Here is a 20,672-nt window from a genome sequence, read left to right on the forward strand (position 1 = left end):
AATGGTCTGCATCCTATGAATCACATTTTTAAACCGATGGGTACCCCGTGAGTCAGGCCAAACAATGGTTGGTATAACCTATTCCATAAACGATATCCTGGTTGATTTCTTTCGGCAGGCGATGGGACCATGCCAGCCAGCGTTCGCCCGGCACTGGTCGCAGATGCAGCATGTTGCCTGCGACAATGACCTGTCCGGGGTCCTGAAGCAAATAATGGAAACCGGGTTCATGTTCGATCAGTCCTTGCACAACTGGCAGGAGATGACGGACATCCGCAACACCAGCATCTGCAAATGTCTCATGGCTCTCGTTCTCCACTTCCCGGCGGATCTGCTGGCGCATGGTTGACTGGCTGTAAAGGCCTGACGTTATAGTCATGACCATGCCGCCCAATATAAAAAGACCGGCGAACAACGTGACGATACGAAACGACGTCGTGGCGATGATACGTCGTGTCTCCACATTTCGGCGTCGGGATATCCTATTCCACGACATCATTGGACATATTTATCATGTAGCGACATCCTCTCAGGATATGGATGACCGAACAAGATCCACCCGTCCCCGATCATGACAGGTCCGGTTGGCAGAGGCTCCAGCCCTGTGGCCTGACTTTACCCCAATGGTCTTTCCGCGTTAACCCCTTTGCCTTGTCCTGTCCGGAGAGAACTTACCGTCTTTTATTTTTTATATGCCTGCGCGTACGTAGTATTTGTTTTAATACCGTATAAAATATAATTCATATACATCCACATTTATGATATGTATCACATGGAATATTGATATTATTTATTCTGTATTCAATTTGGAGACATGGTCGATACATTAAAAAATGCCAATAATTGTCTATCCATCGTCATGGATGGTGTCATGTAACAATGATTCTGATAACCTGATCAAGAACTCAGTCTCGCTGGGCGGGACATTAAATTTGTTGATTGGCCTGCTTCATGACGCTGGTAACACGCCCCCGCCTGCTTTTGGTTGAAGATGACCACGCAACTACGGATTACGTGCGGCAGGGACTGGAGGAAAGCGGAATTGACGTGGTTTGTGTCGCTAACGGGACCGATGGATCGCAGCATGCCCTGTCGCAAACGTGGGATATCGTCATTCTGGATCGCATGCTGCCTGGTCTGGATGGACTGACAATTCTCATGCGCATGCGCTCTTATGCCATCATGACGCCAGTCCTGTTCCTGACGACGATGGATGGCGTACCAAGCCGTGTCGCCGGTCTGCGGCATGGTGCGGATGATTACATGATCAAGCCATTTGCATTACGCGAGTTGGTCGCGCGCGTGCAGGTACTGCTTCGTCGATCATCTTCCTTCCAGCATACAACAATAATGAATGTGGCTGACGTTGAACTCAATCTGCTGACGCTTGCAGTGACACGGAATGGCGAAAAGGTTCTTCTGCAGCCTCAGGAACTAAAACTTCTGGAATATTTCATGAGGAATGCAGGCATGGTGCTTTCCCGGCAAATGTTGCTGAAGGATGTCTGGCATATGGATTTCCCGGTTCGTACGAACATCGTCGAAACGCATATTTGTCGTCTGCGGGAGAAACTGGGGCAGGATGGCCAACCTCTGATCCACACCGTCAGGGGTAGCGGTTATGTCATGAGTGCGTGACTCCCTGGCGGTATAGGATGATCTTGCATGCATGCCCGGTTCGGCCATCCTGGATGAGATAGGTACGCAAGCAGGATGACCATGGCGTGTAGGCAAATGCCTTTCGGTCCGACATCGTAGTCGGCCATTAACGATCGCAGCGACAACGGAATAGAGATCACTGCGCATATAATTCGCGTCCCGCAGGAGAAGCGGGGTTCCCATAGCCGCCTTGGGAAAGTCTTCAAGGAAGTTGATGCCCACTATCTATTGCCGGGATAGCATAATCCCACAGACCTATTTCTATGTAATATTATATTGTTTTTGTCACGATATAAATGAAATGCAAGTCGCATGCAGAGCACTGAAACGACTGCCTTTGATAGCACAATTACAAGAAGTACATTCACGATATCATTCCATTCGTTCAATATACAGAAATATTTAATACATTATGTCTGTACCCCGAATATCCGGCCGATGGCAGCCGTCACGGCCATCGCTACGATGCCCCAGAATATGACCCGCATTGCCGGACGCCATGGTGAGGCCCCACCTGCACGCGCACCCACGACTCCCAATACCGCCAGACCAATCAGGGATACAGCGGATACACTCCACGAGACCACGCTGGCTGGCGACAGCAGGGCTGCCAGCACGGGCAGTATGGCACCGGAAGAGAATGCGCTAGCCGATGCAAAGGCGGCCTGTACCGGACGCGCCGCAGTCGCGTCCGAAATGCCGAGTTCATCGCGGGCGTGCGCCCCCAGTGCATCATGCTTCATGAGCTGAAGGGCAACCTTGCGTGACAGAATATCATCCAGGCCACGCTGACGGTATATCCCGGCCAGTTCGCTCACTTCAGCGTCCCAGCTACTGCCAAGCTCCTTTTTTTCGCGGGCGAGGTCAGCCTTCTCAGAATCCGCCTGCGAGCTAACGGACACATATTCCCCCGCGGCCATGGACATGGCCCCGGCAGCCAGACTGGAAATTCCAGCCAGCAGGATGCTCCCCTGTGTCGCATGGGCGCTGGCAACGCCGATGATCAGGCTGGATGTTGACAGGATACCATCATTCGCCCCCAGAACAGCGGCCCGCAGCCAGCCCAGACGGGAGGTCGCGTGGATTTCTTTGGGGCGCAGCGGTATTTTACTTTCCATATTCATCGGATACATTCCCTGTCAGCAGCATTCTCTGAAAAACATTGTCCCGGAGAATGAAGTAATGAAAACACGCGGCCAGCGCATGACCCGTGGCAAGCACGATGATCAGCCAGCCATTCCACTGGTGCAGCCAGTGCAGAATGCCGACTGTCGATGTCGGAAACCTGCCAAAGGGCGGCATGATCTGGATGGACAGGAAACTCATGGCCTGCCCATTGCCCCATCGCCACAGATACCCAAGGAGGATTTCCAGCAGGACTAGCCCATACAGGCTGTATTCCACGTAGCGCGCCAGCATGGCATCAAGCCAGCGATCGGCGGCGCGGATCTGCCGCCCCCAGCCTAGTCGCCATAGCAGGCGTGCGGGAAACAGAACGCTCAGTACCATGCCTGCCGTCAGGTGGGTCACCACCAGTTGATGGTGTAGCGGGTTCCGGAACAGGCCCCATAAATTCGCGGTTGCGAACTGCAACATGATAATGGCCGTGCATCCCCAGTGGAAAATGATTGTTGGTGCGTCATAACGTGCTGGGGAAAGGCCAGATTTGTATTTCATCCGAACGATCATATCACTCAAACATGACGCGAACCTGAACGATTGGCCGCCTTGCCGATACCTGCGGCCTGTTGGTGTTCAGACTGTAAAAAAAGAACGGAGATGGTAAACCCACGACGACACCGGCAGCGAGCAAGGAACCTGTATCCAGATAACTGTGTGGCGCCCGTGACCTAATGACATCGCAGAATATGTGCAAGCTACGGCCATTTTCGGTAAACCGGATCGCAAATGTGATGGACTGAGCGTGTTTCCCCATTATGGAATGGCACGCTTCCCCTGTGCGATCCGGTTCGCCAGATCGCCCCATAGGCGTGCTGTTGCAAGGTTGATGTCTGCCTTTACCGAAAAAGGAGACTGGGTGCGTGAGAAAGGAGAGAGGGACATCCGTTCGCCGATAACGAAATGCCCTTGTGAAAACAGCATGATGGACAGCGATCCCTGCTGGCCCTGCCCGATGGGGCGCATGACGGCAATACGCATATGGGGCGGCGGTATCGCAATGGTATGGAAAGCGCGTAGTTCTGCATTCCCCGAAGGACAGGCTACGCTCTCCAGCACCGCATCACGCAGGACGGAATGGGGATATCCGCCATACGTGCCGTCGACATGCAGCCGGATACCCTGTTCCACTGTCTCGCAAATACCGTTTGTTTCTGTTTCTGTTTCGGCGCGCGCCACACAGCCGGATATGCTGACTATCATCAGGATTGCCAATCCGTAATGCACTATCGATCTCATAATATTTGTCCGGCCTCCTGGCACCCGACCCTGGCCATGCCATCATGCCGATGCTCGCTGTTCTCGTAACACGCAGACATGACGTGAACCTGAACACGGAAAATAAGGTCACGGGGGAGACGCTGCTAGCAAGAGATCAGCCGTTATGAGCAATGGTAGGGCGGCCAATCCTTGTAGCAGGCAGCATGGTACTCCGTATTACCACGCATGCCGGCGATCATTTTGTGCAGGCAGCCAAAGTGAAAAGTCTGAATTGTTTTCCATAGAAGCGGCAGCCGCGATAATTTATTTTCCGCTATGTGTTTTCGTCCATCGCCAAAGCAGAATAGACACCTTTTTATGACCTTCAGGCATATTTTTTAAAAACAATAAATTAAATTACGAGAACGATATAATATCACAATTCTCTTTTATTCACATTGTGTCTTTAACAAAAACATCATGTTGTGGAAAGAAGACCGGGTATATGATATCTGTCTGGATTACGACCTTTTTTACGATAATATGAGAAACATTTGCGACCGTGCGAACTGACATCACGCAGGATTCCGGCGGTTTGCGTTACCCGAGTGTTCCGGCGTGTATGTGAGGGAATTTTCTTCTGGGGCATCGGCGGTTTCATCTCCGTTGCGGGGCAGGCCCAGACCGCCATTGCGGGTGGGCAGGCCCATCTGGGCGCCAGTACACCTTTCTTGGCCCAGATTGACCCGGCGACCGTGCGTGATTCCTGGCAAGCAGGCGCAATCACGACCAGCCACAGCCAAGATACGCCGTCTGCCGGTGGGAGCCTGCTGGGGAATATGGGGGGACTGCGTCCATGGCTGGCCCGCTACGGCCTGACGCTGAGCATTCAGGACGTCAACGAGTTATGGGGTAACGCCACGGGCGGGATCGGCAGTACCAATGGCGATGGCAGGGGATCGGGCACGGGCCCTTCCTATATCGGCATTACCATGCCGACCCTGATGGCGGATCTGGAAAGGATGATCGGGCTTAAAGGCGCGACAATCAACATCAGTGCCCTGCAGATCCGGGGACGTGCCGTCACTCAGGACCATCTGGGCAATTTCAACCCCATCAGCGGATTTGAGGCGGATCGCTCCACCCGCCTGTTTGAACTTTGGTACCAGCAGTCCTTTCTCAGGGGCGCGCTGGACGTCAAGATCGGCCAGCAGGATCTCGATACGGAATTCCTGATCAGCGATTACGCGTCCCTGTACCTCAACGCCAATTTCGGATGGCCAATGGGTCCTTCGGTCAACCTTTATGCTGGCGGTCCTTCATGGCCGCTTGCAGCTCCCGCAATCCGGTTGCGCTACCGACCCGGTGAAAAATACACATTCATGTTCGCGGCGGCGGATGACAATCCGTCGGGTAATCAGGATAGCAGTGTCTTTGGCGTGACCGGAAACCCGGCGGACCCCACCAGCCAGACCATAAGGGATGGAAGTGGCACGCAGTTCAATATGGGAACCGGCGCGCTACTGATTACCGAAATTCAGTATGCCTTCAATCCTCAATCTGGCGACAGTGGACGCGCGGCCAGTCATCCGGGCCTGTCAGGCGTTTATAAACTTGGAGGCTATTATGATACGGCACGATTTCCGGATTATCGATATAACACACAGGGACTGTCTCTTGGCGCGGATGGTGGTACACCCCGCTGGGATCGGGGAAACTGGCTGATTTACGGGATAATCGACCAGTTGATCTGGCGTCCGTCGCCTGATGCATCACGCGCACTTGGCCTGTTTGTCCGGGCGACGGGTAATAGTGGTGATCGCAATATCATAAGCTTCGCCATTGATGCCGGCCTTAACCTGAAGGCGCCCTTTTCAGGCAGGACGAATGATACACTTGGTCTGGGCTGGGGTATCGGTCGCGTCACATCAGGCGTGCGTGCCTATGATCGCGCGCGCGGTGCCCTGGTGCAGGGAAACGAAAATCATTTTGAACTGACCTATCAGGCCCAGATCACACCATGGATGGTCGTGCAGCCCGATTTCCAATATGTCCTGAACCCCTCGGGCGGCACGGGAGATCCATCCTGTCCGACGCACCGGATTGGTGATGAAGCCGTATTCGGGTTGCATACCAATGTGAATTTCTAGCTGAACCTGGAATGAAAAGGCGGGACAACACAGTCTGGTCGGATCTTTTCAAAAAAACCTTGTACAGAGTGGTTCAGAATGTTACGCTGCTATGCAGACCGAAGATGGCTTCGTCATGCACATGCTGCCCTTTATTATCGAGAACACCACCACTGGGCGATATGATGCCCTGAATATCAGGCTGAAGCATGAACCATGGCGTGATTGGGATCTGATAGGTCAACTCCAGATGATATTCGGTGCCCTGCATGGGCAGGCCAGAACGCCGGTCCGCCTGGGCAAGATAGGGACTAGCCGCCCCCAGGCCCGCACCAAACCCCGCCATGTCGCCTGCACGTCCAAACGGCCCCTTCAGGGACAACCCAGCATCTGCGGCATAGACGATCTGGTTGCGGTCGGTGTCCGCTGTCCAGTTCCCCCGAATGAAAGCGTCAAGCTCCGTTATTCGCCCGAAATGCTGCAGCGTCTGATCCGCAATGGCGTAGACGGCCCAGTTGGTTTTATGGTTTTTTCTGAGATCGGACTGGTCGGGAAAGCGTCCGGTATCAAAGTAACCGCCAAGTTTATATGTGCCCTGCCTTCCGTACAGGGTCCGCCGGTACTGGACCTCCCCGAAGAAAAGAGCGCCCGTGCGGAAACTGAAGCGCGTGCCACCGGGGTCGCGGTTTTGGTTCCACAGGTCCTTCGCGTTGATGAAGGGGCCGCCCACAGGATTGTCATCGGCTGCCGCGAACAGGAAATTCCAGTGTGGGGACAGGGTATAGCGCAACCGTATCGCAGGCGTGGCCACGGGGGAGACGGGGCCTTGGTCATACAGGTCATTATCGGGCATGATGGGCCAGGAAAAGGACGCGTTGAGGAAGTTCAGCCCGACGCTGCTGACCATGAAGTCATGCCCGAGATCCAGCTTGCCAATCCGGAAGGCCAGGCGTTCTCCCATGAATTTCTGGCTGTACCACAGTTCATATAGCCGCCCGTTATCATCCGCTTCGATATTCGATGTCTGGTTGAAAACATACAGGGGCGTATTACTGAATGGTCGCCCACGGATTTCCATGGCGCTGATGTCAAATGTACCCAGTGGCAGGCCCGTCAGGGTGTGCAGATTCGTCACCATTTCAACCGCGGCGGACCCGATGTAGTTGCTGGATGCCTGCGCGCCCCCCACCGGGTTGGACCAGAATTCATTGGTATCCGATATACGGATATCAATTCCCTGTGCCAGCAGCCAGTTCCGTATTCCGCCCCAGTTGCCGGACAGATGGGTGCGCGGGTCAATATGGTCGGGAATATTCTGCTGTGGCGTAACGCCCGCGCTCAGCACGCTTACGGGAACAGGCTGGGCATATGCAAAAGAGCAGGTTTTCAATAATATGATTGTATGTAACCATATATGATGATTATGCCAGATGCGCCTCATTTTTCTAAAAAATATCGTATAATAAAATCTAAAACAAATTATTTATTGAACAATTCTTTTCATTAATTCAATATATATTTTGATAAGTGGAATAGCTTCGTTATGTCGGAATTTATACGAAATGCGCTTTAACAGGCAATGCATATTAGCGCCTTTATTGTACATCATGCATACTCCTTCATCTTCCCTTAACACGGTTTAGGCTGGCACGAGTTCTGCCTTGACATGACGTACAACGGGCGGCACATGCCAGCGGCCCTGTTCCACATCCGCGATCTCGCGGTCGATCTCGGCAATGACCTGGCGTGAAAACGGGCCAAGATGCAGGTAAAGCGCGCTTGTCATCACCACATAGGGCAGCGCGCGCGGGTTATGCAGGGCGCAGTCCAGCATCATGCGCCAGAACTGCCCGGCCGTTCCCGGCCCCGCACGGTGGATGCGGAACATGAGCCGGACAAAGCTGCGCAAATCACCCTTTATCATCCGGTGCGTGCGCTTGCGCCCGAGCATCCGGCCCAGCCTGCGCACGCGGCCGAAATAGGCGACTGGGTCATAGATGGCCGCAAGCACCGTCCTGTAATCGTTCAGCACGTCGCGACGCGGGCGTTTTGTCTCGAAATTCAGCCCCGCCGTGCATTGGTCGCCCGACTGCGTCTGTTCACTGCCGGAAAAAAGGCGGCCCTCCGCCAGCAGGCGCCGCGTCAGCTGCGTCGTGGGTAGGGCGTAAAGCAGGCCGACCATGCAGACTGGGATGGACGTATCCTCGATACAGTCGATCATGCCCTGGGCGACACTGCCCTTTTCGCTGTCGAAACCCACGATGAAGCCCGCATTGACGAAAATCCCGGCCTTGTGGATTGTCTCGATGCTCTGCTGCAGGCTGCGCCGCGTGTTCTGCTTTTTCTGCATCAGCACGAGGGAGTCTGTATCCGGGCTTTCGATGCCGACGAATATGGCGAAGAAATTGGTATCGGCCAGGCTGCGCAGCAGGTCGGCATCATCGGCAAGGTTGATCGATGCCTCGGTCGAGAACTCGAATGGAAAGTTCTTCTCGTTCTGCCAGCGTTTCAGGTCGGACAGGAATTTCTTGAGCGCCTTCTTGTTGCCAATCAGGTTGTCATCGACAAAATCCACATGTCCGCGATAGCCAAGCGCGTACAGGGCATCGAGTTCGGCCATGACCTGCGCATTGGTCTTGGTGCGCGGCACTCGGCCATAGAGTTCAATGATGTCGCAGAACTCGCAACTGAACGGACACCCACGCGAGAACTGGATGCCAACATGCAGGTACTGGTCCAGCTTCAGCAGGTCGAAGCGGGGCAGTGGGCTTTTCGTGACATCGGTCTTGCCCATCGGCGCTTCGAATACGCCTTCGCGCGCTCCCTTGCGCCAGACGGCGATGAAATCAAGCATGATTTCCTCGGCTTCGCCCAGAACCTGAAAATTGGCGGCGCTGTAAAGCGATGGGCTAGAGGTCACGTCGGGGCCACCCACCACCACCGGCTTGCCGCGCGCGCGGCAGGTCTCGATGATGTGCAGCGCATCATTGCGCTGCGGCAGCATGCCGCCGGTCATGACCATGTCGGCCCAGTCGTAATCGGCATCCACAAGGTCTTCGGTATTGCGGTTGACCAACCGGACTTCCCAGTCCCGGGGCAGGAGGGCTGCGACCGTGACCAGACCAAGGGGGGCCGCCGGATAGCGTGCGCCCGCAAGATCGCAGGCTTCCTTGTAGTTCCAGAATGAATTGGCGTTGAAAAGCGGGAAGATCATCAGGACCTTGCAGGTTTCGGTCATCATGCAAGGATCCATTGCTGCAAGGACTGGTCATGATCAAGACAGATGCCTTCCCGTCCATTTCGAGACGTGGCAGCCTCAGGCAGGGCGCAACTCGACTGTAAGGGTGACATGGGGTGAACCCCTTTCGTAGTGGTGTCGGTCAGGTGGGCCGGTACAATATCGGTGACCGCCACTATTGCTTTTATCCTGGTAATCTCGAACGACCGTGGCCAACGGCATGAGCAGGCTATGATGCCCAGGCACATCAAGGCGGTATAGGAAGATCGCTATATGCGAAATCAGGACACGGTGTTTGTCTTCACGTCAGGAGGGTGTTGACCACAAGAACCTTGGTAGTTTCTTGTGGATCGTGACGGATTTTACTGTTTATGGAGGTTTTCAATTGGAAAGATTCCATAACGCTATGTTCATGACAAAGTATTTCTTTTTGTTTTTACAAGAGCTTTGATAAAGCGACAAGATGGTCGCACGAAGATTGGGGTTTATTAATCCAGATCACAGGATCACGGATACGGTAAGCCTGAAGTGTTGCCGCTTTGGCGTTGGCTGGAGCGTAGCAGGCTTACGGCCCCGCAGCATGGCCGCCATCCGCAATCAACACGTCGAACGGTTCCGTCCCGTCCCGGCCTCACCGCGCTTCAGGCGGGCGATGGTCCTGCCTGCGCTCGCTATAGCGATCAACGAGGTAATCGGCCCGGTCCCGCAGCAGCCATGTGAACTTCATCAGTTCCTCCATGACATCCACCATGCGGTCATAGAGCGGGGAGGGCTTCATCCGGTCATCATCACCGAATTGCGTATAGGCCATCGGCACGCTGGACTGGTTGGGGATGGTGAACATCCGCATCCATCGGCCCAGAACCCGCAGGGCATTGACGGAATTGAAGCTTTGCGATCCGCCTGAGACCTGCATCACCGCCAGCGTGCGGCCCTGCGTCGGACGGATCGAGCCTTCGGACAGTGGCAACCAGTCGATCTGGTTTTTGAACACAGCGGTTATGTTACCGTGCCGTTCGGGGCTGCACCAGACCTGGCCTTCCGACCAGAGCGAGAGTGCGCGCAGTTCCTGCACCTTCGGATGGGTGGCAGGTACGGAATCCGCCACCGGCAGGCCGGTCGGGTCGAATATCCGCGTTTCCGCGCCGAGGGCTTTCAGGATGCGCTCCGCCTCCAGCACCAGCAGGCGGCTGAACGAGCGTGGTCGCAGCGAGCCATAGAGCAGCAGGATGCGGGGCGGATGGTCAACCCGTGGGTGTGGCTCAAGCCGCGCGAGGTCAACCCGTTCGAGATATTCCGGATGCAGGGCGGGCAGGTCAGGTGCGGTCATGGAGCGGTTCCCTTCATGCGTTACGGGTGGCTGACCCGGGGCAGCCACAGGGCCAGCGCGATGAGCGTGGCCAGCAGGACCGGCGGGGTGATGGCCAGCCCGACCTTCATGTATTGCCCCCACGTGACCCGATGATTCTTGGATGCCAGCACATGCAGCCACAGCAGTGTTGCGAGACTACCAATGGGCGTGAATTTCGGCCCGAGGTCGCAGCCGATGACGTTGGCATAGATCATCAGGTCGCGTGTCAGCGGCGTGATGTCGTGAGCCTGCTGGATCGCCAGCGCCCCGACCAGCACACTCGGCATATTGTTCATGATGGACGACAGAACAGCCGCCAGAAAGCCGGTGCCGATGGTGGCCGTGAACGTCCCTTGATGACCGAGCCAGACCAGTGCGGTCGCAAGATAGTCGGTCAGCCCGGCATTGCGCAGCCCATAGACCACCAGATACATGCCTAGGGAGAAGATCACGATCTGCCACGGGGCACCCCGCAGCACCATGCGAACAGAGATCACCCGGCCATATCCGGCGACGAGCAGCAGGATTGCGGCGGCCAGGCAGGCTACGACACAGACCGGGATATGAAACGGCGCGGTCAGGAAATAGGCCGCCAGAACCAGGGCTAGCAGCGGAAATGCCGCTCGGAATACATGAGGGTCACGAATGGCCGTGGCAGGTGCGGGCAGTTCGGCGACGGGATAGGTCGCAGGCACCTGCCGCCGGTACCACAGCCACAAGACGGCCAGCGTTGCACCAAGTGCTACCAGATCGACAGGGACCATGATCGTGGCATAGCGATCGAACGCAATGCCAAAGAAATTGGCGCTGACGATGTTCACCAGATTGGAGATGACCAGCGGCAGGCTGGTGGTGTCCGCGACGAAGCCGGTCGCTATGATGAAGGCCAGGGCTGCAGTATGGCTCAGGCGGAGTTGAGTGAGGATGGCGATGACAATGGGCGTGAGCAGCAGGGCCGCGCCGTCATTGGCGAAAACCGCTGCAATGACCGCTCCCAGCACCACGATCAGCGGGAAGAGCGTCCGGCCTCGCCCTTTGCCCCAGCGCACCACATGCAGGGCGGCCCAATGGAAGAACCCGGCCTCATCCAGCAGCAGCGAGATGACGATCAGGGCGATGAAGGTAAAGGTCGCATCCCAGACGATGTGCCACACGACAGGAATATCGTGCCAGTGGATCACGCCCGCTGCCAGCGCCATGGCGGCGCCTGCCATGGCACTCCAGCCGATGCCCAGCCCTCGGGGCTGCCAGATGACAAAAACCAGCGTGGCAACGAAAATCAGAAGCGCCAGCATCAAACGATCCGCTTGCCGGATTTATCGATGATCTTCTCGCCGTCCTCCTTGATGAAAGCGCCCCGCTGCGGGTTGGGCAGGATGTCCAGCACCCGCTCGGACGGGCGGCAGAGCGCCGCACCCAGCGGAGTGACGACGATCGGCCGGTTCATCAGGATGGGGTGTGCGATCATGGCGTCGATCAGCGCATCATCCGTCAGGGCCGGATTATCGAGGCCGAGTTCGTGAAAGGGCGTGCCCTTTTCCCGCAGGACCGAGCGCACCGGAACGCCCATACGGGCGATCAGACTGACCAGTTCCGCACGGCTTGGTGGGGTTTTCAGATATTCGATGATGCAGGGGTCCTCGCCGCTGTTGCGGATCAGTGCCAGCACGTTGCGCGACGTGCCGCAGGCCGGGTTGTGATAGATCGTGATGGTCATGAGCAGGATTCCGGGGACGGACAGCAGGAGGACAGGGTCGCGATCAGGGGCGCACAGAGTTCGGGACTGCCCGCGCAGCAATCCTTGACGAGGAAAAGCATCAGCTCGCGCAGGCGAGAAAGACAGGCGCGATAGACGATCTGCCGACTGTGGCGTTGCGCGCTCAGCAGGCCGGCACGTGTCAGGATCGCCAGGTGGGTCGAGATCGTGTTCTGCGGCATATCAAGATGGCGAGCGACATCTCCGGCGGGCAGGCCGTCCGGTTCATGGCGCACAAGCAGGCGGAAGATAGCCAGCCGCGTGGACTGGGACAGGGCGCTGAGCGCGGCAAGGGCCGATTCCATATCCATATATCTTTGATTGTGGATATATAAAATAATGTCAATCCCTGTCCTGGCGCGGGGGGGGCGTACGTTCATGCATAAGCCATGAGAGCCTGTGTTCCTTACCCTGCTTGCCGATGGAGGCACCATGATAGATCGATTTCCGGCCGCCATCCTGTCAGCCTGCCTGATCCTGACCAGTGCGACGGCCCGTGCGGATCCGCCATGGGGGCATGGCGGTCATGACCGTCGTGGCGGGGAGCGTGGCCATGGCCATATGAGGGACTGGCGAAGGGGGGAGTATTATGTCAACTGGCGGTCGCGGCAGTGGCGGGGCCGTGACTGGCGGCGCTACCATGGCCTGTGGGCACCGCCATCAGGCTATTACTGGATGCAGTCCGGAGCGCAGTACCTGCTTGTGGCGGCGGTAACCGGACTGATCGCGGGCGTGGTTGCTGCCACTACAGGCGTGGCGATGCCTGTACCGGTCGTGCCTGCTTACCCGACGGCGCCCTATCCGGCTGCACCAGCTTATACGCCACCTTATTGAATGGGCCGTTGATCGTGAATGACCTGTAGCCGACCTCGAACCCCTTCGTCCCTTGCGTGGCGACCGCGTCGGCGCCCTTTCCCAGCCGCTGGAGTTCGGCTACCGGGTCGCCCGCAAGCGCACCCACCGCCATGTCGCCGCCACGGCTGAAGAATGGCGCGAATTCCTTCAGCACAAGGAATATCTCGCGGTCATGGGCGCCAGGATTATCCTTCGGCTCGATATAGACCAGCCCGACCTGCCCGGTATAGGTACCACGGTTGAGATCGCCCCCGGCCATGCCAATGCACCAGTTCCGGCGTATCGGTATCATTGAAGATGTCGATCACGCTGAGCCTGCCTTCCTCAAGCCGCAGCAGGGGGCCGGGAAACTGGCCATTATAAAGCGTGGTTGAAATGATGCGCCCGGGGGCAAGTTCGACCTGTCCCGTGGCGATCCGCAGCGTATGGTCCGCTTTTCCACCCATGACGGGGCCAGCGCCACGGCCCCGGCGCGGGATCATGGCCGCCGGCGTCGTTCGTCCGGACAATGCCAGAAAGGAACGGCGATCCAGCATCATGGTAATATCCGATTATGGGCAAACAGGCAGGGTTCCCAACGCCTACAGCGTTGGCCGGTTTCATCGGGCTGGCGCGGGGGCAGGCCGTCCTGTCGCCGGGACCTGTCCATAAATGGACCGTAGCCCGGGCCATGCACACCGGCGCGATGCCGGTCGCCATGTCCGGCGAGGATATAATATTTCCTCATATCGAGAAATTCAGATATGGGAAAAGGCCCGGGACTGGACGCAACGTGGCTGATGTCTTCGCGCGAACGGGCAGGGATGGCTGTTCAGGAGGATGGATGACTGTAGCGACAGATCAGGCCAGGCCTGTGGCGCTGGAGGTACTGGCCTTGCGCAGCGTCCATGGTGGCCCGTTTGCATTCACTGTCCCGGCGGGGGCGTGCGTGGCGATCACCGGGTCATCAGGCAGCGGGAAGTCGGTACTGCTGCGCATGATCGCGGATCTTGACCCGCATGAAGGCGATGCACGCATCGATGGACAGGCCTGCTCGGGCATGCCTGCGGCGCAGTGGCGCCGCCTGGTGCAATATGTCCCGGCGGAACCCGCGTGGTGGTCCGATATCGTGCTGGACCACATGGTGGATACGGACGCGGTGCGCGCGCTGGTCGCGCGCCTTGGCCTGCGGGAAGACTGCCTGCGCTCGCCGCTGTCACGCCTGTCCACGGGGGAACGCCAGCGGCTGTCCCTGATCCGCGCCCTGCTGCTGCATCCCCGTGTCCTGCTGCTTGATGAACCCTGTTCGGCGCTGGATGCCGCCACGACGGACAGGGTTGAAGCCGTTCTTCAGGAGGCAAGGGCGCAGGGGACGGCCATTGTCCTGGTCTCGCACGACATGGGGCAGGCGGGGCGCATGGCCGGGACGCGGTTCCGGATGGCACGGGGACACATGGAAGAAATCGCGCCATGACACCCATAGTGCTGACGACCGGGGACATGCTGGTGGCCGCTGCCCTGATCGCCATCGGCAGCGCGCTGTCGTTCCTGCTGTCGCTGGGGTTGCAGCGGGTGCTGCTGGTTTCCGCCGTGCGCATGGCGGTACAGCTTGCGCTTGTCGGCAGTGTGCTTTTGTTCGTGTTTGGTCATGCCTCCGTGTGGCTGACCATCGGGCTGCTGGCCTTCATGTTCACCGCCGCCGCCCGGGAAGCCGGGTCACGCCAGCAGGTCCGCCTTGGTCTGTGGTGGCATTTCGGGATCGCGGGTGCCTCCACGGTAACAGGGACGGTCATCGTGGTGCTGATCGGGCTGTTGACCGGCCTCCAGCCCCACCCGTGGTATGTGGCCCGCACGGCCATTCCCCTGACGGGCCTGCTGCTGGGCAATGTCATGAATGCAACAAGCCTGTCGATGAATACACTCCTGTCCGCCATCACGCGCGAACGGCAGGCCATCGAGGCGCGGATCATTCTCGGCGCGACCCGCGCGCAGGCAATGAACGGCCTGATTCGCCAGGCCATCCGGACGGCCCTGCTGCCGACGCTGAACCAGATGGCGGCCGCCGGGATCATTACCATGCCCGGAATCATGACAGGGCAGATCCTGGCGGGGATGAACCCCTTGGCAGCCTCAAGGTACCAGGTCCTGCTGATGTCACTTATCGTCAGTGGCAACCTGATCGGCGCGACAGCCGCGGCCTACCTGGCAGCCTGGCGGCTGACGGACAGCCGGGGGAGGCTGCGGCTGGAACGCCTGCTTCCCCGATTGCAGAAGGGGTGAGGCGGTGGAACCACGTATCATGGCATGACAGCGCCGATCAGGGTCATACAGATGCGGAGCCTGTTTCCAGATCATGATCCGGGCTGCACATATGAACTAATTGGACGAAGGATAGCGCCGCATCAGCCTGAGTTGCCGCCACCATGCCGTGGCCAGCGCCATTGCGCTGATCGGGACCGCGCCATCGGCCCGCATCCGGGCCGCCAGCGCGAACAGGGCCGCCTGCTTGGCGAACACGCCACGATAGGCATCCCGCAGGCGCATCGTCGGGTCCCAGAACTGGATGGCTTCGGATCCGGCGCCGTTGATTTCGATAATCCGGAACTCTCCGCGTTGCAGGGCCGCCTCGCTGCCAAAACGTACGTCCAGGCGACCGAAATGGAAGCCGTTCATGGAGCGGGCTATGGCATCGACGCGTCCTTCAAGGGCGGGGGTATTCAGCCGCATGGCGTTCTCATAGCGGCCGCCCATCCGCAGGGAGGCGACCGTGCCAAGGATGACGCGTTCGCCACGCGGCGGAACATGGTCAATCCCTCTGGTGGAGAGGGCGCGCCGGTAATGCCCGATCCGCGAACACAGCCGTGGGTCCGCGGCCATCAGGGCCGCGATGGAACGCACGCCGTCGCCCGTGACCTGTGGGGAATGACGGATGGCGAGACCGATAAGGCGGCCATGGGCTTCGGTCGGGCCACGGTAGTAGAACAGCCCGGCCTCAAGGGGGCCGGGCACGAATTCCTGCAAGAGGAAGCTGGCGTCGGGGGGAAAGGCCGCAATGTAGGCCATTAGCCCATCCACGGTATCGATCCGTCGCACGCCATGGCCGCACCAGCCGATATCGGGCTTGGCAACCAGCGGGTAGCCCAGTGTCCGCGCCATGGACGCTGCCGCCGGGATGTCAGCGGGAGAGACGAGGACGGTGCGGGCGACCCATAACGCGTGCTCCGGGCTGATCCGGGCTAGGCAGGCGGCTTTTGATTCGCCAGCCAGTCCCCCGGTCTCGATCGCCGGGTTGACGACCGATGGCAGCGTCAGGCTGCGGTAGCGCAGCCCCAGCCATAGCCACTGCAGGACAAGGGGTATACACAATACCGGCTTCGGGAGCCGTTCCATCGCGCCAAAGCCGTTGCTGGCATGGTGGGAACAGGCGTCATTCGTGCTGCGTTGGGGCTTCATCATGGACAATCCTATCTTCCCCGCGGCAGTTCGGGATCACGCAATGCAACAGGTGGGCATCACGCTGTTGCGATCAGGCTACAGGTTCGTCTGCCCCACGCCAGAGACCCAGCGCCGTGTCAATGCGCGGCCGGGCAATGGGTGGGCAGCGAACCCCGTCGATATTTTTGGCTGGAGCCGGTCTTTCCGGCGTGATGCGCTGCCCGCGCCCCTCTTCGCGCAGGCGATGGAGGCGGGGATGCTCGTTGCTGATAACGGGGCCTGGCGCAGCCGGTTCCGGTTCTCGACGCTGGGGGGCAACGGGTTCTTCCATTCCGCCTTTCCCACCGACGCCGAGGATGCAGTATTTTTTGGCCCGGACAGCTACCGGTTCGGCGCGGTGCTGGCGGCTCATCTGCGCTCCGCCCCGCCGCCCGTGCGGGCGGTGGATATTGGCTGCGGCACGGGCCTCGGTGCGATCATGGTCGCGCAGGCCTGTCCGGGGACCGAGGTGGTGATGGTCGATATCAACCCCGGTGCCCTGCGGCTGGCGCGCATCAATGCGCGTATTGCGGGCGTTGATGGCATCAGGGCGTGGCAGGGTGATCTCCTGTCGGGGCTTGCGGGTGAATTCGACCTGATCCTCTCCAATCCGCCCTACCTGCCGGACCCCGGTTGCCGACTGTACCGCAACGGTGGCGGCAGGCTGGGGGAGGGGCTGTCGCTGGCGGTCGTCAGGACGGCCATGGAGCGGCTGGCGCCCGGCGGGACATTGCTGCTGTATACCGGGACCGCGATCATTGATGGGGACAACCCTTTCCTGCGCGATGTGGCGGCCCTGCTGGATGGCAGGGATTTCACGTGGGCGGCCAGTGAACTCGACCCGGATGTATTTGGCGAGGAACTGGAAGGCGGCCCGTTATCCGTGGCAGAGCGGATCGCCGTGATCTGCCTGACCGTGATACAGCGATAGCAGGACAGGAATGGCCCCAATGAACGATATCGTGGCTGGCGACAGTATCGAACGGACGCAGCGGGATCTCCATCTGGCCCTGGCCAGGCTCAATCGCCTGCGCCTGACGCCCTGCCTGCCGGAGGAGGACGGCAGGGCAGGTGTGGACCTGCCCCGCCTGCTGGCGGGGGAAGCCGGTTTTCTGCGCGCGCTGCGTGCGCGGGTTGCGCCACGCGCCGCGCGGGCGCCCCGGGAGCCTGCGGCATTCCTTGCATGGTTTGAGGGACTGGAACAAACCGGTCCCGGACAGCGCGACCGGCTGTTCCCCTGGCTGGCGCATGAAGCGCCGCGTGCGGCCATGTGCTGGTTTGTGGAACAGGAAGCAGCGGGAGAAGCCGGTTTCGAGGACCTGACGGCGCTGGTGCAGGTGCGCATGCCAACGCGCCCCAAGCTGGAACTGGCGCGTAATTACTGGGATGAAATGGGGCATGGCCGGAAAGCCGGCATGCACGGGCCGATGCTGGCGCATCTGGTCCATGCCCTCGGGCTGCGGCCCCGGCCGGAGGATACGGTCTGGCAGTCGCTGGCCCTGGCCAACGCCATGGCCGGTTTGGCCTGTCACCGGCATCTGGCGTTTCAGTGCATCGGCGCGCTGGGCGTGATCGAACTGACCGCGCCGGGCCGGGCCGCCATGGTTGCGGCCGGGCTGAAGCGACTGGGCGTACAACCGGATGACCGGCATTATTTCGACCTGCATGCCGTGCTGGATGTGCGTCATTCCGCGGCGTGGAACGCGGAGGTTATCGTTCCGCTGATCGAGGAAGATCCGCGTCGTGCCCCGGCCATCGCCGAAGGGGCGCTGATGCGGCTGGAGTGTGGCGCGGCCTGCTTTCGCAGCTATCGGGATCATCTGGGCCTGAAGTGACCCTACCCCGAGCGTGCCCTCAGTTTTAAGTTAGGGTCTGTGGGTTGTTGTATACCTTGTTGGTGTGTTGGGCGAAAGCTTCTGGTGTCATGCCGTTGAGGCTGGTGTGGGGCCTGACGACGTTATAGTCGGCTTGCCAGGCGTCGATGACCGTCCGAGCGTGGACGAGGTTTCGGAACAGGTGCTCGTTGAGGCATTCGTCCCGGAACTGGCCGTTGAAGCTTTCGATGAACCCGTTCTGCTGCGGCTTGCCTGGTGCGATGTAGTGCCACAGCACCGACCGTCTTTCCTGCACATGCTCCAGATCGGTGCAACCAAACCGTATCACGATCCGCTGGCCAACAGGATCAATGACGTTCAGGAATTGTCCGTTACGCACGAGGTGATTTTCCGTGCCAAAACTGAGGTCCAGCACCGGATCCTTACCCATTATCTGCCGCTTTATTTTCCGGAGATCGAGCGTTTCAGGGGCAATACCCGCAGCGACTGGTTTTTCGCTATGCTCGAGCAATTCCCGGTTCCGGCCAGCATCACGGCGCTCGGCAAGGATGCGTTTGTCGCGGCAGCCTGGGACGTCGTCGGTCGCAAGGTCAGCAAGTCTCGTCTACTTGGCGACATCTGGGAAACAGCCCAGACATCCATCGCCTTGCCGATTGCCCCGGATGCTCCTGCGATCAGGATGTTCAGGCTGGTGTTGGGAGAGGCACGGCGCCTGATTGCCCAGCGCGACGACATTGAGGTCGCGGCAATCGAACTGCTGGGCGAGCATGCCGATTTCCGGCGTCTGCAGCAGGTGCCAGGCATCGGGCCGATCCATGCCCTGACAATCCTGGCCGAGGCAGGCGATCTGAGACGTTTTCGTCATCATCGGCAATTTCTCAAATTCTGCGGTCTGGATCTGTCCACCTACCAGTCGGGTCAGTATCGCGGCAAAACGAAGCTGTCCAAGCGCGGCAATGCTCGGTTGCGCCGCACATTGTGGATGGCAGCTCAGGCCGCCATTCGTCAGCGCGAGAACAGCTTCCGTGACAAGTTCGATCGCTATGTGGCCAGGGACCGGCATGATCCGGACCTGCGCCGCAAGGCGTTCACAGCCATCACCGCAAAGATGGGACGCGTTGTGCACGCGATCATTAAACGCGGTGACGATTACCGGCTCTTTGTTGAGGGGCCGGTTCCAGGTGGAGGAACCCCTCTCACTCAGTGCCGTGAGGGCGCTTCAGCGACCCTGTAGACAATGTTTGGGTCCTCCACCTGGGTTATCGCATCCCATCTTCAGGACGGTTAGAGCCACGGCGCCATCACGCCGATCTGGACTCTGTGTTTGCTATGGCAGGGAGCACCTTTATTTTGCGGTGGAGACCGCCTGGTTTTTGCTTGCAGTATTTTTCAACGACAGTGCAAACTGCCGATGGAGACGTGTTGCCAAATCGACCGGATGCTTCCCGATATAGGACGTCGTCGCTGACGATCATCATGGGAAAGCCGCGATGTTCCCCGATCCGGTCGAGTTCGCGGCCGAGCCGTTCGCCTGACAGCGACGTATCCGCCACCAGCGCCAGGCACTCCCGCGTGTAGTCGTCCACCACTGTCAGCACGCGGAAGCGCCGTCCGTTGTTCAGCGCGTCCGAGACGAAATCCAGGCTCCAGCGCTGATTGGGACCTTCGGGCAGCATCATTGGCGAGCGCGTGCCCATTGCCCGTTTCCGGCCGCCACGCTTGCGGACCGACAGTCCTTCCTCGCGATACAGCCGGAACAGCTTCTTGTGGTTCATGGTCACTCCCTCGCGCTTCAGGAGGATGTGCAGGCGCCGGTAGCCGAACCGGCCTCGTTCGCCCGCAAGATCGCGCAGCCGACTGCGCGCCTCGGCATCATCCGGGCGGCGTGACGCACAGCGCCACGTCTTCGGGTCCATGCCGATCAGGCGGCAAGCTCGCCGCTGCGAGATGGGGTGGTTGCCGTCCTCCCCGCACGGCATCGCAATGTGCCAGAATGGTCGTTGGAAGAAACGACTGC

The 20,672-nt window shown here is 59.0% G+C and carries 19 protein-coding genes and 3 pseudogenes; 8 read left to right on the forward strand and 14 right to left on the reverse strand.

The features are described from left to right. Positions 1-52: 52 nt before the first annotated feature. The gene (locus DV027_RS15205) at positions 53-499 is read right to left on the reverse strand and encodes a hypothetical protein (RefSeq protein ID WP_242621954.1); all 447 of its coding nucleotides are present in this window, start codon (positions 497-499) and stop codon (positions 53-55) included. Positions 500-951: 452 nt separating this feature from the next. Between DV027_RS15205 and DV027_RS15210 the strand changes: the two genes are divergently transcribed. Further along, positions 952-1,638, forward strand: coding sequence for a response regulator transcription factor (locus tag DV027_RS15210; protein WP_116703190.1), 687 nt, complete (start codon positions 952-954; stop codon positions 1,636-1,638). Between the two features lie 431 nt (positions 1,639-2,069). On the opposite strand, the gene DV027_RS15215 is transcribed toward DV027_RS15210, so the two are convergent. From DV027_RS15215 to DV027_RS15225, 3 genes are all read right to left on the reverse strand, one after another. Next, entirely contained in the window at positions 2,070-2,777 is a 708-nt protein-coding gene (locus tag DV027_RS15215) for a VIT1/CCC1 transporter family protein (protein ID WP_007396730.1), read from the reverse strand. Further along, positions 2,767-3,348, reverse strand: coding sequence for a cytochrome b (locus DV027_RS15220; protein WP_025440172.1), 582 nt, complete (start codon positions 3,346-3,348; stop codon positions 2,767-2,769). Before DV027_RS15220 ends, DV027_RS15215 begins: the two co-directional genes overlap by 11 nt. Positions 3,349-3,594: 246 nt before the next feature. Further along, positions 3,595-4,077, reverse strand: coding sequence for a hypothetical protein (locus DV027_RS15225; RefSeq protein WP_102325965.1), 483 nt, complete (start codon positions 4,075-4,077; stop codon positions 3,595-3,597). 569 nt (positions 4,078-4,646) lie between these two features. Here DV027_RS15225 and DV027_RS15230 point away from each other — a divergent pair. After that, a complete protein-coding gene (locus tag DV027_RS15230; RefSeq protein ID WP_102325963.1) occupies positions 4,647-6,188 on the forward strand; it encodes a carbohydrate porin in 1,542 nt (513 codons plus the stop codon). Positions 6,189-6,261: 73 nt separating this feature from the next. On the opposite strand, the gene DV027_RS15235 is transcribed toward DV027_RS15230, so the two are convergent. The 6 genes from DV027_RS15235 to DV027_RS15260 all read right to left on the reverse strand — a co-directional run bounded on the left by DV027_RS15235 (position 6,262) and on the right by DV027_RS15260 (position 12,823). Further along, on the reverse strand, positions 6,262-7,557 hold the full coding sequence (locus DV027_RS15235) for a carbohydrate porin (RefSeq protein ID WP_116703189.1): 1,296 nt from the start codon (positions 7,555-7,557) through the stop codon (positions 6,262-6,264). A 249-nt stretch (positions 7,558-7,806) separates the two neighbouring features. Then, positions 7,807-9,408, reverse strand: a complete 1,602-nt coding sequence (locus tag DV027_RS15240; protein ID WP_186336049.1) for a B12-binding domain-containing radical SAM protein — start codon at positions 9,406-9,408, stop codon at positions 7,807-7,809. Between the two features lie 628 nt (positions 9,409-10,036). Then, positions 10,037-10,735 carry an arsenical resistance protein ArsH gene (arsH, locus tag DV027_RS15245; protein WP_007396744.1) on the reverse strand — a complete coding sequence of 233 codons (699 nt, stop codon included), beginning with the start codon at positions 10,733-10,735 and terminating at the stop codon, positions 10,037-10,039. Positions 10,736-10,755: 20 nt separating this feature from the next. Continuing rightward, positions 10,756-12,051 carry an arsenic transporter gene (locus DV027_RS15250; RefSeq protein ID WP_010509914.1) on the reverse strand — a complete coding sequence of 432 codons (1,296 nt, stop codon included), beginning with the start codon at positions 12,049-12,051 and terminating at the stop codon, positions 10,756-10,758. Next, the gene (gene arsC, locus DV027_RS15255) at positions 12,051-12,473 is read right to left on the reverse strand and encodes an arsenate reductase (glutaredoxin) (protein WP_053324044.1); all 423 of its coding nucleotides are present in this window, start codon (positions 12,471-12,473) and stop codon (positions 12,051-12,053) included. The genes DV027_RS15250 and arsC overlap by 1 nt, the downstream gene beginning before the upstream one ends. Next, a complete protein-coding gene (locus DV027_RS15260; RefSeq protein WP_014106863.1) occupies positions 12,470-12,823 on the reverse strand; it encodes an ArsR/SmtB family transcription factor in 354 nt (117 codons plus the stop codon). The genes arsC and DV027_RS15260 overlap by 4 nt, the downstream gene beginning before the upstream one ends. Before the next feature lie 121 nt (positions 12,824-12,944). Here DV027_RS15260 and DV027_RS15265 point away from each other — a divergent pair, with 121 nt between their 5' ends. Then, positions 12,945-13,346, forward strand: coding sequence for an RcnB family protein (locus DV027_RS15265; protein WP_023524214.1), 402 nt, complete (start codon positions 12,945-12,947; stop codon positions 13,344-13,346). A 206-nt stretch (positions 13,347-13,552) separates the two neighbouring features. Here DV027_RS15265 and DV027_RS17930 read toward each other — a convergent pair whose 3' ends face one another. After that, positions 13,553-13,906, reverse strand: a complete 354-nt coding sequence (locus DV027_RS17930) for a multicopper oxidase domain-containing protein (RefSeq protein ID WP_237701062.1) — start codon at positions 13,904-13,906, stop codon at positions 13,553-13,555. Positions 13,907-14,190: 284 nt separating this feature from the next. On the opposite strand from DV027_RS17930, the gene DV027_RS15280 reads away from it, so the two are divergent. Continuing rightward, on the forward strand, positions 14,191-14,820 hold the full coding sequence (locus DV027_RS15280) for an ABC transporter ATP-binding protein (RefSeq protein ID WP_025440182.1): 630 nt from the start codon (positions 14,191-14,193) through the stop codon (positions 14,818-14,820). Then, positions 14,817-15,626, forward strand: a complete 810-nt coding sequence (locus DV027_RS15285; RefSeq protein ID WP_010509899.1) for an ABC transporter permease — start codon at positions 14,817-14,819, stop codon at positions 15,624-15,626. The genes DV027_RS15280 and DV027_RS15285 overlap by 4 nt, the downstream gene beginning before the upstream one ends. Before the next feature lie 96 nt (positions 15,627-15,722). Here the strand turns inward: DV027_RS15285 and DV027_RS15290 are convergent, their stop codons facing one another. Next, positions 15,723-16,802 carry an ATP-grasp domain-containing protein gene (locus DV027_RS15290; RefSeq protein ID WP_116701976.1) on the reverse strand — a complete coding sequence of 360 codons (1,080 nt, stop codon included), beginning with the start codon at positions 16,800-16,802 and terminating at the stop codon, positions 15,723-15,725. Between the two features lie 40 nt (positions 16,803-16,842). Here DV027_RS15290 and DV027_RS15295 point away from each other — a divergent pair, with 40 nt between their 5' ends. Together DV027_RS15295 and DV027_RS15300 are read left to right on the forward strand one after the other, a co-directional pair. Then, positions 16,843-17,751 (forward strand): methyltransferase, encoded by a 909-nt coding sequence (locus DV027_RS15295; protein ID WP_014106869.1) that lies wholly within the window; start codon positions 16,843-16,845, stop codon positions 17,749-17,751. A gap of 19 nt (positions 17,752-17,770) precedes the next feature. Continuing rightward, the gene (locus DV027_RS15300; protein WP_023524212.1) at positions 17,771-18,655 is read left to right on the forward strand and encodes an iron-containing redox enzyme family protein; all 885 of its coding nucleotides are present in this window, start codon (positions 17,771-17,773) and stop codon (positions 18,653-18,655) included. Positions 18,656-18,680: 25 nt separating this feature from the next. Here the strand turns inward: DV027_RS15300 and DV027_RS15305 are convergent. Beyond that, positions 18,681-18,947: pseudogene (locus tag DV027_RS15305) on the reverse strand (integrase core domain-containing protein); the annotation flags it as partial. Between DV027_RS15305 and DV027_RS15310 the strand changes: the two are divergent. Beyond that, a pseudogene (locus tag DV027_RS15310) lies at positions 18,942-19,889 on the forward strand (transposase); the annotation flags it as partial. The pseudogenes DV027_RS15305 and DV027_RS15310 sit on opposite strands and share 6 nt — an antisense overlap. A gap of 223 nt (positions 19,890-20,112) precedes the next feature. On the opposite strand, the pseudogene DV027_RS15315 reads toward DV027_RS15310, so the two are convergent. Continuing rightward, positions 20,113-20,672, reverse strand: a pseudogene (locus DV027_RS15315) (DDE-type integrase/transposase/recombinase); the annotation flags it as partial.

The organism is Komagataeibacter xylinus (assembly GCF_004302915.1).
Taxonomy (GTDB): Bacteria; Pseudomonadota; Alphaproteobacteria; order Acetobacterales; family Acetobacteraceae; genus Komagataeibacter; species Komagataeibacter xylinus_C.

Bases quoted from the DNA above. Each gene is read 5' to 3' on its own strand.
- DV027_RS15205 (WP_242621954.1), bottom strand. From the start codon at position 499: ATGATGTCGTGGAATAGGATATCCCGACGCCGAAATGTGGAGACACGA.
- DV027_RS15210 (WP_116703190.1), top strand. From the start codon at position 952: ATGACGCTGGTAACACGCCCCCGCCTGCTTTTGGTTGAAGATGACCAC.
- DV027_RS15215 (WP_007396730.1), bottom strand. From the start codon at position 2,777: ATGGAAAGTAAAATACCGCTGCGCCCCAAAGAAATCCACGCGACCTCC.
- DV027_RS15220 (WP_025440172.1), bottom strand. From the start codon at position 3,348: ATGATCGTTCGGATGAAATACAAATCTGGCCTTTCCCCAGCACGTTAT.
- DV027_RS15225 (WP_102325965.1), bottom strand. From the start codon at position 4,077: ATGAGATCGATAGTGCATTACGGATTGGCAATCCTGATGATAGTCAGC.
- DV027_RS15240 (WP_186336049.1), bottom strand. From the start codon at position 9,408: ATGATGACCGAAACCTGCAAGGTCCTGATGATCTTCCCGCTTTTCAAC.
- arsH (WP_007396744.1), bottom strand. From the start codon at position 10,735: ATGACCGCACCTGACCTGCCCGCCCTGCATCCGGAATATCTCGAACGG.
- DV027_RS15250 (WP_010509914.1), bottom strand. From the start codon at position 12,051: ATGCTGGCGCTTCTGATTTTCGTTGCCACGCTGGTTTTTGTCATCTGG.
- arsC (WP_053324044.1), bottom strand. From the start codon at position 12,473: ATGACCATCACGATCTATCACAACCCGGCCTGCGGCACGTCGCGCAAC.
- DV027_RS15260 (WP_014106863.1), bottom strand. From the start codon at position 12,823: ATGGATATGGAATCGGCCCTTGCCGCGCTCAGCGCCCTGTCCCAGTCC.
- DV027_RS15265 (WP_023524214.1), top strand. From the start codon at position 12,945: ATGATAGATCGATTTCCGGCCGCCATCCTGTCAGCCTGCCTGATCCTG.
- DV027_RS17930 (WP_237701062.1), bottom strand. From the start codon at position 13,906: ATGATGCTGGATCGCCGTTCCTTTCTGGCATTGTCCGGACGAACGACG.
- DV027_RS15280 (WP_025440182.1), top strand. From the start codon at position 14,191: ATGACTGTAGCGACAGATCAGGCCAGGCCTGTGGCGCTGGAGGTACTG.
- DV027_RS15285 (WP_010509899.1), top strand. From the start codon at position 14,817: ATGACACCCATAGTGCTGACGACCGGGGACATGCTGGTGGCCGCTGCC.
- DV027_RS15290 (WP_116701976.1), bottom strand. From the start codon at position 16,802: ATGATGAAGCCCCAACGCAGCACGAATGACGCCTGTTCCCACCATGCC.
- DV027_RS15295 (WP_014106869.1), top strand. From the start codon at position 16,843: ATGCAACAGGTGGGCATCACGCTGTTGCGATCAGGCTACAGGTTCGTC.
- DV027_RS15300 (WP_023524212.1), top strand. From the start codon at position 17,771: ATGAACGATATCGTGGCTGGCGACAGTATCGAACGGACGCAGCGGGAT.